Source organism: Massilia cellulosiltytica (genome assembly GCF_047325105.1).
Classification (GTDB): domain Bacteria; phylum Pseudomonadota; class Gammaproteobacteria; order Burkholderiales; family Burkholderiaceae_D; genus Telluria; species Telluria orientalis.
Map to the genome: position 1 here is coordinate 861787 of NZ_CP168562.1, position 13216 is coordinate 875002.

Sequence of the window (13216 nt, forward strand, 5' to 3'; positions counted from 1 at the left end):
CTAGCGAAATTGCCGGAAACGATGATACTGTAGAGAATCATACATTTCTAATGAGAAATATCATGCGCATTGCCCCGCTTGCCCTCGCCATTGCCGTCCTCGGTTCCGGTTCCGCCCACGCGACCGTACTGGACTTGATGGCGCCGGTCGGCGGCGCGAACCTGTACGCGATCCACGACTTCACGGCGCCGTCCAGCGACGTCGAAGGCGCGGTCGTGGCGGGCGGCAATGTGACGGTGTCCAGCTATTCGATCAACCATAACGGCAAGAACGCATTCGGCAAGGACGGCTATGCGCTGGTCGCGGGCGGCAACCTGTCGTTGACGGGCGGTTCGATCGAGAACGGCAAAGCGTATGTGGGCGGCACCACCGGGCTGACGTGGGCCGCGACGCCGCAGATGGCCGCCACCAATCCGGTCGACTTCAAGGGGGCGACGAGCTACTACAAGGGCGTCGCCGACGCACTGTCCGACCTCGATCCGACGGGCGCCGTCACACGTTTGTGGAGCGGCGTGCAGGTGACGGGCAGCGGCCGCGGCGGCGTCGACATCTTCAACGTGTCGTCCGACCTGTTCGCCACTTCCAGCAGCTGGACGCTGGACAAGCTGGTGCCGGGCGAGACGCTCGTCTTCAATGTGAGCGGCAACGCGGGCACCTTCAACAATGGCGGCATCAGCTTCGAGCCGCTCGCCGGCTACAACGTGCTGTTTAATTTTTACGAAGCGAAGACCATCGACGTGCGCGGCGTGATCGGCAGCGTGCTGGCGCCGTATGCGACGCAGTCGGCGAACTGGGGCGTCATCAACGGGAACGTGGTCGTCGATACCTGGTCGTCCACGGTGCAGGTCAATTCGAACCACTACTTCAATCCGGTCGATATCGCCGGCTTGAAGCTCGAGAAGGGCGGCGATGCGGCGTCGGCGCATGTGCCGGAGCCGGGCAGTATCGCACTGGTAGTGGCAGGATTGGTTGCTGTGGGCGTGACGAGAAGAAGGCGCCAGCTGGACTAAGATCGTTTGATCCGTCGTTCCCGCCAAGTCTCAGGCGTATCGAAACGCATGCAAAATTGGGTCCCCGCCTTCGCGGGGACGACGTATCGACTTACGCGGGCACCGCCACCGCGACCCGCCGGCCATGCGCTCGCATCGCGAGCGCCAGCACGACGCCGGACAGCGCGAGGCTCGCCGCCACCCATTGCGGCGACGCATACGAATAGCCCAGCGTCAGCGGAATCCCGCCGAGGAACGCACCCAGCGCATTGCCGATATTGAAGCCGGACTGGCCCAGCGACGAGCCCAGCATCTCCGCTTCGCGCGAGTGCTCGATCAGCAGCATCTGGATCGGCGGGCCCAGCGCCAGCGCGTTCGCGCCGACGGCGAACGCCAGCACCATCATCGCCGGCTGCGACGACGCCAGCAGCGCATTCATGCACAGCAGCGCGACCATCGTGATCAGGAGGATGATGATCGCGGTCAGCGGCGGCACGCGGTCCGCCAGCTTGCCGCCCACGTTCACGCCGACCGTCATGCCGACGCCGACCGCCGTCATGATCAGCGGGATCGTATTCGCGTGGAAGTGCGTCACGTCCGTCAGCAGCGGGGCGATGTAGCTGAGCCAGGCGAAGAAGCCGCCCGTGCCGATCGACGTGATGCCCAGCGCGAGCCACAGGTTCGGCTTGCGGAAGATCTTCAGATCCTGGCGCAGGCCTGCGCCCGGCGTCGCCTCGAAATACGGGATCAGCTTGTGCAGCATGATCATCGTCGCGAGGCCGATCACGGCCACGATCAGGAACACGAAGCGCCAGCTCATGTTGTGGCCGAGCCAGGTGCCGGCCGGTACGCCCAGCACGTTCGCGATGGTCAGGCCGGAGAACATGCTGGCGAGCGCGGCTGCCTCCTTGCCCTTGTCCGCGAGACGCGTGGCGACGACGGCACCCACGCCGAAGAAGGCGCCGTGCGGCAGGCCGGCCAGGAAGCGGAACAGCAGCATCGTGTGGAAGTTCGGTGCGAAGGCCGAGAGCGCGTTGAATGCCGTGAACATCAGCATGAACCAGATCAGCACGCTGCGCGGCGGGCGGTGCGACAGCATGCTGACGAGCGTCGGCGCGCCGACGACCACGCCGACCGCATACGCCGAAATCAGATAGCCCGCTTGGGGAATGGAAATGTCGAGGCCGGTCGCGATATCGGGCAGGATGCCCATCATGACGAATTCCGTCATGCCGATACCGAAACCGCCCAGGGCCAGGGGCGCCAGGCTTTTCTTGATCATGTGTGTAGTCTTTGCTGGAGGAAGCCGGACATTATGGCGGCTCGCGTCGGGCGAGTCCGCTTTTGAGTCGTGATGTCCGGTATAGCCTCACATGATAGCGGTATCAGGCCGAGTCTGCTTGCGGGTCGTCGTTTTCCGCGCGCCAATGGATGCGGCCATTGCCGGCCTCGCTCAGCCGGGCGATCAGCGCCGCGGCCTTGTCGTCCGGCAGGTGGAAGGCGAACGAGACGGCGTCCGCATGCTGGACGGCATCGAGCGTGGCGCCGGCGGTGTCCAGTTCGCGGCGAATGAGACCTTCGAGCGGGTAGGGCGCGTCGCAGCGCAGGTGGCGCTGGCGGATGATGGCGATTTTCTGCGCACCCAGCAGCGCCTGGGCGACGCTGTCCGTGTAGGCGCGCACGAGACCCCCCGCACCCAGCTTGACGCCGCCGAAATAGCGCACGACGGTTGCCAGCACGCCTTCCAGGTCCTGGTGGCGCAGCACGTCCAGCATGGGCCGGCCGGCCGTGCCGCTGGGCTCCCCATCGTCGACGGCGGCCGATTGCCCGCCCGCCAGCAGCGCCCAGCACACGTGCGCGGCGCCCGGATGCGCGGCCTTGAGCCCGGCGACGATCTTCTGCGCGCCGGCCCGGTCGGGCATCGGCTGGACGCAGGAGATGAAGCGGCTTTTCTTGATGATCAGTTCGTGGTGGACGGGGGTGAGGATGGTCTGCGGCATGGGGGGTACAGCTTACTGTATTTCCGTTTGGATCGCATAAAGAAGTAAAACTACAAAAAATACCCGGTATGGTTTGAATTAATATCTTTAATCATGTTACTTTACTACAAATTACTATGGAGATAACATGAAGAAGCTCGTCCTGGCCATCTCGGCCATGCTGCCCGCGCTGTGGGCCGGCGCCGCGCCGTACGCCATCCAGCACGTGGAACCGATGAACTGGTGGGTCGGCATGAAGTCGTCCGACCTGCAGGTGATGGTGCATGGCGAAAAGATCGCCGAACTGGAGCCGGCGCTGGCTTACCCCGGCGTGCGCATCGCCAGCGTGGAGCGTACGGACAATCCGAACTTCCTGTTCGTGAACCTGAAGATCGGCGCGACGACGAAGCCCGGTGAACTGAAACTGCAGCTCAAGCGCGGCAAGGACGTGGTCACGACCGTCCCGTATCGCCTCGACGCGCGCCGCAAGGATTCGGCGGCACGGCGCGGCTTCGATTCCGGCGACGCCGTCTACCTGATCGTGCCCGACCGCTTTGCGAACGGGAACCCGGCCAACGACGATGCGGGCATGCGCGAAAAGAGCGACCGCGGCAATCCGGACGGGCGCCACGGCGGCGACCTGGCGGGCATGCAGGCGCAGCTCGATTACATCCGCAACCTCGGGTTCACGATGGTCTGGCCCACGCCGCTGCTGGAAAACAACCAGCAGGCGTACTCGTACCACGGCTATGCGCTGACCGATTACTACAGGATCGATCCGCGCTTCGGCAGCAACGAGGACTACCGCAACTACGTGGCGGCGGCGAATGCGCGCGGCATCGGCGTGATCCACGACGTCGTGGTGAACCATATCGGCACGGGCCACTGGTGGATGCACGACATGCCGTCGTCCGACTGGATCAACCATGGCACGCGGTTCGTCAAGACCAACAACCAGCACACGGTGGCCCAGGACATCCACGCGGCGCCGGAAGACAAGGCCGGCTTCGTCGACGGCTGGTTCGATACGACGATGCCGGACGTGAACCAGAAGAACAAGCTGGTGGCCCGCTACCTGATCCAGAATACGCTGTGGTGGATCGAGTACGCGAACCTGTCCGGCATCCGCGAAGACACGTATTCGTACGCCGACCCGGCCTTCCTGAACGACTGGAACCGTGCCGTGCGCGCGGAGTATCCGCACCTGAACGTCGTCGGCGAGGAGATGGACGACCGCCCGTACATGGTCGCGTACTGGCAGAAGGGCGTCGTCAACCGCGACGGCTTCAGTTCCGAGCTGCCCTCCGTGATGGACTTCCCGCTCGTCGACGCGGCCCCGAAAGCGCTGACGGCGCCGGAAGACAGCGGCCAGGGCCTCATCAGGATCTACGAGACCATCGCGGCCGACTACCTGTACGCGGATCCGCTGAAGCTGATGGTCTTCCCGGACAACCACGACCGCCCGCGGGCGCTGGCGCAGGTGGACGGCAACGTCGACCTGTTGAAAACGGACCTGGTCCTGATGGCGACGACGCGCGGCATCCCGCAGGTGTTCTACGGGACCGAGATGCTGATCCAGGGACCGAAGCAGCGTACCGACGGCGTGCTGCGCGCGGACATGCCGGGCGGCTGGGCGGGCGACACCGTGAACGCGTTCACGGGCACGGGCCTGACGGACGCCCAGCGCGACATGCAGCACCTCGTGCGCACGCTGTTCAACTGGCGCAAGACCAGCTCCGCCGTCAAGACCGGCAAGCTGACGCACTACATGCCCAGCGACGGCCACTACGTCTATTTCCGCCACGACGGCAGGCAGACGGTGATGGTCGTGTTGAACAAGAATCCGCAGGCCACGCAGCTGGACCTGGCGCGCTTCGCCGGCATGGTCAGGCAGGCGCGCCAGGGCCGCAACGTGCTGACCGGCGCCGCCGTCGATCTGCGCGCGCCGCTGGCGCTGCCGGCCATGACGTCCGTCGTGGTCGAGTGGTGATACGTTGACGACTATACGGTCGGCACCGTTCCGCCATCGATCACATGTTCCGAGCCTGCGACCGATGCGGCGCGCGGCGAGACGAGGAAGGTAATGAAATCCGCCACTTCCTGCGGCCTGGCGGGGCGGCCGACGGCAATGCCGCCGAGCCAGTCCATGATCAGTTTCTTGCCGCCCTCGTAGTCCGTGTCGTGTTCGCGCGCCATGCGCTCGGCGAACTCGACCGACGCCTCGGTCTCGATCCAGCCCGGCGAGACGCTCAGGACACGCACACCCTTCGGCGTCACTTCCTTCGACAGCGACTTGCTGTAGGTCGAGAGGGCGCCCTTGGCCGCAGCGTAAGCGGTCGTCGATGTCCAGAGCGGCAGGATGCGCTGGATCGAGCTCACGTGCAGTACGACGCCTGCGCCCTTTGCCAGCATGCCCGGCACCAGTGCACGATCCAGGCGCACCGCAGCCATGAAGTTGAGGTTCAGTTCATTGAACCAGACGGCGTCGTCGAGGACCGCGAAACCGCCGACCGGAGCGGTCGAACCGCCGAGGCTGTTGATCAGGATGTCGACGCCGCCCCAGCGTTCCTCGACCGCACTGACCAGCTTCGCCACGCCTTCCGCAGTCGACAAGTCGGTCGTCACATAGCTCACGCCCTGCACCGGCTTCTCCGGGGCGGAGCGTGCCGACGTCATCACCTCCACGCCGGCATCCTGCAGGCTCTTGACGAGGGCCGCGCCCAGCCCCTTGGTGCCGCCGGTGACGAGGGCGCGCTTGCCTTTCAATTCGAGGTCGAAGCTCATACGCTGATCTCCAGCGAGTCGATCAGGCCACGTTCGAGGCCGAAGCGGTAGGACAGGTTGGCCGGGCTGCCGGGGAAGTTGCCGGTGACTTTGGCGCGGACGACGTGAAAGCCGTCGTTGTCTTCCATGTCGAACGGCACGGTCGTCGCGTTGTACTTGACCGACGCCGCGGCCAGGAAGGCCGTGATGGCGTCGACGCCTTCGTAGGTGTGGCCGTCGTCCTTCAGGATGGCGTCCGCCTTGAAGCACCGAGCCAGCGCTTCAGGATGGTGTTCGGACGCGAAGTATGTGGCGATGGGTTCGGGCAGTGTCAGGGTATGCATGTTCGTGGCTCCAGGGTGGTGACTGAAGCCCTATGATGCGTGCCCCCGTTTAATTAGGGAATATTCTAGAATTTGCACGGCTTATGTAGAATCGCGTGCATAATGCGGCGGCCGGTCAGGGCCGGTCGAAGGGGCCGCGATCCAGCAGACAGTCGATGAAGGCACCGAGGAGGGCGGGTCGATGCTGCCTGTTCGGGTAATACAGGAACAGCCCGGGCCGGGTGATCGACCAGTCGGCAAGTACCTGGACCAGCCGCCCCTGCGCCAACAGCTCGCCCACGCCATCCTGCTCGAAGTGATAGGCAATCCCAAGCCCGTTCAGCGCGGCGGCAATGCCGATGTCGGCATGATTGGTGACCACCGGCCCGGCGACCGCGACTTCGATGCTCTGCTCACGCTTCTTGAACTCCCACCGGTAATGCCTGCCCTCCATGTGCAGCCGCCAGTTGATACAGGCATGCTCGTGCAGATCGGCGGGTGACCTGGGCGTGCCGTGACGCGCGAGGTAGTCCGGAGACGCCACCGCGACCATGTTCATGTCCGGCGTCAGGCGGATGGCGACCATGTCCCTCTCGAGCTGCCCACCCACGCGGATGCCCGCATCGAAGCGGCCGGTGACGATATCGGCCAGCGCATCGTCGACCACGATGTCGAGCACGACATCGGGGTGGGCTTGATGAAAGCGTGCGAGGCGTGGCGCAATGATCGTCCGGGCGCCGATCCCGAGCGTGTTGATGCGCAGCGTACCGCGCATCTGCCCTGCCGCTTCGCTGGCTTCGGCAACAGCGATGTCCATTTCCCGGAACAAGGGGGCCAGGCGCTGATACAGCTGCTCGCCGCTGGCCGACGGTGCAACGCTGCGGGTGGTGCGATTGAGGAGGCGGCTGCCCAGACGGCTTTCCAGCTGGCGGATGGTCTGGCTGAGAGCGGACGGCGACAGGCCAAGGTGTTCTGCTGCCCGTGCGAAACTCTGACGCTCGACGACCGCGACAAATGCTTTTAGCTCGACAAATTCGGATCCACGCATTCTGTGCTGTTTTCTACATGACAAGTCCTCATTCTAGACGACTGAATCGACGGCGCAGGCGTCCGCGCCCGAGCGCGCGAGCATCTGCCCGATCTGCGCGGCCGGGCACGGCCGGCCGTACAGGTAGCCCTGCGACTTGTCGCAGCCGTGCGCGCGCAGGAAGTCGTGCTGCTCCTGCGTCTCGATGCCTTCGGCCACGATCTCCATCCTGAGACTCCTGGCCATCGCGATGATGGCGCGCGTGATGGCCGCGTCTTCCGGATCCTGCGGCAGTCCGCGCACGAAGCTGCGGTCCACCTTCAGCGCGCGCACGGGGAAGGTCTTCAGGTAGCTCATCGACGAATAGCCCGTGCCGAAGTCGTCGATCGCGAGCTGGATGCCGGCGTCCGTCAGCGCGTGCAGGCGGTCGACGATGTCGGTGGACGCGTCCATCAGCATGCTCTCCGTCAGTTCCAGTTCGAGCCAGCACGGGTCGACGTCGGCCTCGCGCAAGGTCGCCAGCACGGCCGCGACGAGGTTGCTTTCCTTGAGCTGGCGGCCCGACAGGTTGACGGCCACGCGGAGCAGGTGGCCCTCCGCGTGCCAGCGCTTCAGGTCGCGGCACGCTTCGCGCAGTACCCATTCGCCGATCGGCACGATGAGGCCCGTGTCCTCCGCGACGGGGATGAAGTCGTTGGGGCTGACCATGCCCAGTTGCGGATGGATCCAGCGGATCAGCGCTTCGACGCCGACGATGTCGCCCGTCTTGAGGTCGACCTGCGGCTGGTAGTGCAGCACGAACTCGTCGCGTTCCAGCGCGCGCCGCAGGTTGTTGTCCAGCTTGAAGCGTTTATGGGCGTCGTCGCGCATGCTGGGCGTGAACATGCGCCACGCGTTCTTGCCGCCGTTCTTCGCGTAGTACATCGCGGTGTCCGCGTATTTCAGCAGCGCGTGCATGTCGGTCGCGTCGTCCGGGTACACGCTGATGCCGATCGACGCGCCGATGTGGATGTCGTGGCCGTGGATGTGGATCGGGTCGGCCAGCTTGAGCAGGCATTTTTCCGCGATCAGCGCTGCGACGCCGACCTGGCTCACGTTCTCGAGGATGATGCCGAATTCGTCGCCGCCGATGCGCGACAGCACATCGCCGAAGCGCAGCGTCTCCGACAGCCGGCGCGACACGAGGCGCAGCAGTTCGTCGCCGATGTCGTGGCCGAGCGTGTCGTTGACGGTCTTGAAGTTGTCCAGGTCGATGAACATCAGGATCGTGCGCTCGTCGAACTTGCGGGCGCGCGCGAGGACGGATTCCAGCCGCTCGTTGAAGAAGTGCCGGTTGTTGAGCTGCGTGACGGGATCGTAGTGCGCCAGCCGGTCCAGCTTGACCTCGATGCGCTTGCGTTCGTTGATCTCCGCTTCCAGTTCCAGTTCGCGCTTCTGGATGCGGTCCAGCATGCCGTTGAACGTGCGCGCGAGCAGGCCGATGTCCGCCGCCTGCGATACCTCGGCGCGCAGCGAATAATCGCCCTGGCGCGAGATCTGCTCGCTCACCGCGGACAGCGCCCGGATCGGGGCCGTGAAATAGCGCTGCAGGCGCGACAGCGCGTAGTACGAGAGGCTGAGCAGGATCAGCGTCATCGGCAGCGCCAGCGCGAGGTACAGCGCGAGCTGGCGGTACACGCTCGTCACGCTGCTGCGCACGACCACGGTGCCGAGCAGGCGGCTGCCGACCTGGATGCGGCGCGTGACGCTGACGCCGCGGACATCCACCTCCGTCTCGCGCGCACGCGGGTCGTGCGCGGCCGGGGGCGACTGCGGATCGCGCACGAAGCTGACGAACGCCTTGCCTTTCGCGTCATAGGCGACGGCCGATTGCACGTCCGGCGCCACGCGCAGCGCGGACAGGATATCGCCGGCCGCCTCGGCATCGGCGAAGGCCATGGCGGCCGTCAGGTTCTCGCCCGCCATCGTCGCTTGCGATTGCGTCTGCCGCACCAGCGCGGCCGTGAAGAAGTACAGCTGGATGCCGATCAGGAACAGCGTCGACAGCAGCATCACGCCGCCGCTCGTGACGAGGTAGGTCCATTTGAGCTTGGTGCTCAGTGCCTGCCGGTTGATCCATTCGATGAGTTGTTCCATGCGGGCCTTCCGGGTCTAATAGATGGCGCGCGCCAGCCGCAGCACCTTGGAGCTGAGCACGACGCCGGCACCGCGCGCCGCGGCGCCGTTGAATTCGAAGGCGATGCGCCGGTCGTCCAGCACCAGTTCGAGCATCACGCCCTTGCGCGCGGCGCCCCGCGTATCGGCGATCGTCAGCACGCCGGCCGCGCGGGCGCTGTCGGCGAGCGCCGTCATGTCGTCGGACTCCGACGCGCTGATGTACAGGATGTGGCATTGCATCAGCGCCTCCGGACCCGAGTGCGGATACACGATGGACAGGCGCGCATTCCCGAGCGGCTTGCCTTCGAGCGTGGCGAGCGCGCTGCCGAACGGATCGCGCCCCAGCACGCACAGGCGTACGACGCCGTTCATGTTCGGCAGGGTGCTGAACTGCGCGATGTTGTAGATGAACGCCGCCTTGGCCGCGTATTCGTCGGCCGCCTGGGCATGGGCAACCGCCGGCAGCAGGCAGCACAGGAGCAGGAGGCGTGCGAGGCTGGGCCGCATCATCGTCAGAACCTGACAGTCGCCATGAAACGCAGCGTGCGCCCGTCCTGTCCGATCGCGTCGAGGTGGCGCGGCGGCGTGCTGTTGTCGTAGTGTTCCTCGCTGGCGGAATCGGCAAAGCGTTTGGCGAAGACGTTGAGCACGCCCGCGGACAGCTCCACGTGCGAGCCCAGGGTACCGACGAGATTCAGGTCGACGAGGCCGAAGCCGCCCACTTCGCCGCCGCGCACCGTGCGGCGCCGGCTCGTGTAGCGGTACTCGGCATGCGCGCGCAGGTGGTCGCCGAGCGGCGGCAGCGCATAATTCAGCTTGAACAGCCGGCGCGGCGAATTGGGCAGCCATGCGCCGCCGGCGTCGTTGCGCGCCGACTGCACGTTCGCGCTGCCCTTGAGGGCGCTGCCGTCCTCGCGCAGCCATTCCGCTTCCACTTCGATGCCCGTGGCGCGGGCGGCCTCGATGTTCGAGAAGACCAGCATGCCGTTGACCGGATCGGTGGCCAGCGCCAGCATGTCGCGCATGCGGTACTGGAAGACGGAGGCGGTGGCGCGGAAGCGGTCGGTCGGAAAATATTCCGCGATCAGTTCATAGGTCTTGATGTGCTCCGAGCGCAGCGCCGGATTCGCCCGGAAGTCGAACGTGTAATAGCGCTCGTAGGCGTTGGCGGAGCGGAAGGCCGTGCCGTACAAGGCCTTGAGCGTCACCTGGCTCGCCGTCTTGTAGAGCAGGGCCACGCGCGGATTCGTCGTGGCGCCGCCTTCGGAATCGTAGTCGTGCCGCACGCCCGTGTTCAGGATGAGCTTCTCGCCGAGCCGCATCTCGTCCTGCAGGTAGACGGCGGCCTGCCGCTTGGGATGGGCGACGTCGAGGTTGAGCAGGTACGGATCGACGTCGTAGTTCGCCATCTGCCGCTTGCTGTCGCGCGTGTATTCCGCGCCGGCGATGAGCTTGTGGCCGCGCAGCGCGCTGCTGGTCACGCGCACCTCCGCGCCGCTGCTGAGGCTCTCGGCCGTATCGATGCCGGGCGTCGGCCCCTCGCTTGCGGACCCGGTCACGTTGAGGGTCTTGTAGCGGTAGCGCGCGACGCTCACGCCGGCGAACAGGTCGAGCGTCTCCGAGACGGCGCGGTGCCAGGACAGGGCGGCGCCCGCGTATTCGTCCAGCGACCAGCTGCGCGGATCGTTGAACTGCTGGCCGTACGACGCCGTCGGAATGCCTTTCGTGCGGCTGCCGAAATAGGCCTCGGCCACGACGCCGCCCGCGCTCAGTTTCGCGAACAGCCGGCGATAGCGGTCGTAGTCGATCCCGGCGGCGACGCCGTGGTTGCTGGCCGCGTCGTCGTATTCGGGAAAGTACACGTCGCGCCCCGGACTGTCGTACACCGACGCGCCCAGCAGCAGCTCGGTGCCGCCCGGCGTCCCGCTGCCGTACGTGTTGCGCACTTCACGGCCGCGGCCCGTGAACCGGCCCACGCTGACGGTCTGCCCGTTGAGGGCCCCGCCGCTTTTCGTGAGCACGTTCACCACGCCGAAGAATGCGCTGCTGCCGTAGATGGCGGAGCCGGGACCCGGCACGAACTCGACGCGGTCGATGAGGGCCAGGTCGATCGGGAACTCGGTGCCGATGGCGCCCTGGTCGTAGACGACGTCGTTCAGGCGCCGGCCGTCGATCAGGACCAGCAGCCGCGTGTTCAGGTCGCCCGGATTGCCCAGGCCGCGAATGTTCGCGTAGTTGTAGTTGCGGTCGTAGGACACCGTCATGCCGGGCACGCTCTGCAGCACCTCCGTGAGCGTGCGATAGCCGCGCTGGCGGATGTCCTCGGCCGTGATCACGGTGACGGACGACGGTGCCTCGCTGATCTTCTGCGGAATCTTCGACGCCGTGACGACCTCGAGGTTGAGCAATTGTTCGAGGGGCAGGGCGTTCAAATCGGGACCTTGCTGCGCCAGTGCGCCGGCCTGGAAACCGGCCGCCAGCAGGCCGATCGCACGCGACAGGTGACGGGATGGAGACGTTTCCTTGTTCGGCAACATGGCAGGTCCTTGAGGGAATGCTTGGCAGAGCGCCCGAGCGGCCCAGTGTAAGGACGTGCAATACTGAATTTGTTGACTAGAACCAATTAATTGGCCGGTGCAACTAATTCCGAGAGGAGGGATAGGAAGAATCTGACAGAGAAGCGGAAAAGCAAAAAGCCCATGAACCGGAGTTCATGGGCTTTCTGGTGTTCGTGGTAGGCCGTGCTGGGCTCGAACCAGCGACCAACGGATTAAAAGTCCGCTGCTCTACCAACTGAGCTAACGACCCGACGGGCAGCATTATAGCGGCTCATCGGCACACGGCCAAGTGCTTTCGTGAAAATTGGCAACAATTGCTGAGGTGGCCAGGTAAATGTCGGCCTTCCGAAATGCCGCATAGACATTGATTTCCGGTATGATCAGTTGATCTTCAGATATTAATTTGTGCTGTGATCCCGACCGACTCCGATACCGCCACCGACTTCTCCCTGCGCGCCCTGAATCTCGTCAACAGCGGGATCATCGTGCTGGACGCCCACCACAAGATCGTGCTCTGGAACGGCTGGATGGTGCCGCGTTCCGCCCGCGCCGCCGCGCGCGTGCGCGAGCGCTCGCTGTTCGAGGTGTTCCCCGAATTGCGCGGGTCGCGCGTCGAAGCGGCCGTGCTGGCCGCGTTGTCGCCATCAGCCGATGGCGCGAGCACGACCATCCCGCAATCGGAAAGCCGGGCCCCATTTCCCCTGCGCGAGACGGGCAGCTTCGACGGGCCGCGCATCGACCAGGCCGTGACGGTGACGCCGTTCCGCGATGGCGAGCAGCGCTATTGCATGATCGAGATCCGCGACGTCAGCGGCGCCGTGGAACGCGAAAAGCGTCTCCTCGACCACGCGGAATCGCTGCGCGCCCGGTCCTACGTCGACGGCCTGACCGGCATCGCCAACCGCCGCTACTTCGACGTCGCGCTGGACCGCGAACTGCGCCGCGCGCAACGCGCGAAGGGCGAGCTGTCGCTGCTGCTGATCGACATCGATTCCTTCAAGGCCTACAACGACCACTTCGGCCACCAGCAGGGCGACGCCTGCCTGTCCACCGTGGCGCAAGCCCTCGCTGCCAAACTCAAGCGCCCGGCCGACGTGGCGGCACGCTATGGTGGCGAGGAATTCGCGGCGATCCTGCCGGACACGTCGCTCGAGCAGGCCAGGCTGCACGCCAACGCGATCCGCGACCACGTGGCCGGACTGGCGCTGCCGCACGCGCCCGCGGCCCACTGGCCGATGGTCACGCTGAGCATCGGTGTCGCAAGCTTTGATTGTGAACGCCTGCATGAGGTTCCCGCACTGATCGAGACCGCGGACAAGGCCTTGTATGCGGCAAAGCGTGGTGGCCGCAACCGTGTCGTGGTAGACGGCGACGCATCCGCGTGACGGGTCATTCAGCACGCCGCGATGGCGTGCATATC

At 65.5% G+C, this 13216-nt stretch carries 11 protein-coding genes and 1 tRNA gene; 3 read left to right on the plus strand and 9 right to left on the minus strand.

Going from position 1 to position 13216, the window contains the following annotated elements; genetic code table 11:
* The first annotated feature begins 62 nt into the window (after window positions 1–62).
* Window positions 63–1010: a choice-of-anchor A family protein gene (locus tag ACEN9H_RS03760; RefSeq protein WP_413673840.1), complete on the plus strand. Its 948-nt coding sequence runs from the start codon at window positions 63–65 to the stop codon at window positions 1008–1010.
* 91 nt (window positions 1011–1101) lie between these two features.
* On the opposite strand, the gene ACEN9H_RS03765 is transcribed toward ACEN9H_RS03760, so the two are convergent.
* Together ACEN9H_RS03765 and ACEN9H_RS03770 are read right to left on the minus strand one after the other, a co-directional pair.
* Window positions 1102–2271 carry an MFS transporter gene (locus ACEN9H_RS03765; RefSeq protein WP_056328378.1) on the minus strand — a complete coding sequence of 390 codons (1170 nt, stop codon included), beginning with the start codon at window positions 2269–2271 and terminating at the stop codon, window positions 1102–1104.
* Window positions 2272–2374: 103 nt separating this feature from the next.
* The gene (locus tag ACEN9H_RS03770) at window positions 2375–2989 is read right to left on the minus strand and encodes an IMPACT family protein (RefSeq protein WP_413673841.1); all 615 of its coding nucleotides are present in this window, start codon (window positions 2987–2989) and stop codon (window positions 2375–2377) included.
* Between the two features lie 127 nt (window positions 2990–3116).
* Here ACEN9H_RS03770 and ACEN9H_RS03775 point away from each other — a divergent pair, with 127 nt between their 5' ends.
* Window positions 3117–4958 (plus strand): glycoside hydrolase family 13 protein, encoded by a 1842-nt coding sequence (locus tag ACEN9H_RS03775; protein WP_413673842.1) that lies wholly within the window; start codon window positions 3117–3119, stop codon window positions 4956–4958.
* 11 nt (window positions 4959–4969) lie between these two features.
* Here the strand turns inward: ACEN9H_RS03775 and ACEN9H_RS03780 are convergent, their stop codons facing one another.
* The 7 genes from ACEN9H_RS03780 to ACEN9H_RS03810 all read right to left on the minus strand — a co-directional run bounded on the left by ACEN9H_RS03780 (window position 4970) and on the right by ACEN9H_RS03810 (window position 12046).
* Window positions 4970–5752 carry an SDR family oxidoreductase gene (locus ACEN9H_RS03780; protein WP_413673843.1) on the minus strand — a complete coding sequence of 261 codons (783 nt, stop codon included), beginning with the start codon at window positions 5750–5752 and terminating at the stop codon, window positions 4970–4972.
* Window positions 5749–6075 (minus strand): nuclear transport factor 2 family protein, encoded by a 327-nt coding sequence (locus tag ACEN9H_RS03785; RefSeq protein ID WP_056130815.1) that lies wholly within the window; start codon window positions 6073–6075, stop codon window positions 5749–5751. The genes ACEN9H_RS03780 and ACEN9H_RS03785 overlap by 4 nt, the downstream gene beginning before the upstream one ends.
* 115 nt (window positions 6076–6190) lie before the next feature.
* On the minus strand, window positions 6191–7102 hold the full coding sequence (locus tag ACEN9H_RS03790; RefSeq protein ID WP_413673844.1) for a LysR family transcriptional regulator: 912 nt from the start codon (window positions 7100–7102) through the stop codon (window positions 6191–6193).
* A 33-nt stretch (window positions 7103–7135) separates the two neighbouring features.
* On the minus strand, window positions 7136–9217 hold the full coding sequence (locus tag ACEN9H_RS03795; RefSeq protein ID WP_413673845.1) for a putative bifunctional diguanylate cyclase/phosphodiesterase: 2082 nt from the start codon (window positions 9215–9217) through the stop codon (window positions 7136–7138).
* 15 nt (window positions 9218–9232) lie between these two features.
* The gene (locus ACEN9H_RS03800) at window positions 9233–9748 is read right to left on the minus strand and encodes a YfiR family protein (protein WP_371769150.1); all 516 of its coding nucleotides are present in this window, start codon (window positions 9746–9748) and stop codon (window positions 9233–9235) included.
* Between the two features lie 2 nt (window positions 9749–9750).
* Window positions 9751–11775, minus strand: a complete 2025-nt coding sequence (locus ACEN9H_RS03805; protein ID WP_413673846.1) for a TonB-dependent receptor plug domain-containing protein — start codon at window positions 11773–11775, stop codon at window positions 9751–9753.
* Window positions 11776–11970: 195 nt separating this feature from the next.
* Window positions 11971–12046, minus strand: a tRNA-Lys gene (locus ACEN9H_RS03810).
* A gap of 160 nt (window positions 12047–12206) precedes the next feature.
* Between ACEN9H_RS03810 and ACEN9H_RS03815 the strand changes: the two genes are divergently transcribed.
* On the plus strand, window positions 12207–13181 hold the full coding sequence (locus tag ACEN9H_RS03815) for a diguanylate cyclase (protein ID WP_413673847.1): 975 nt from the start codon (window positions 12207–12209) through the stop codon (window positions 13179–13181).
* Window positions 13182–13216: the final 35 nt, after the last annotated feature.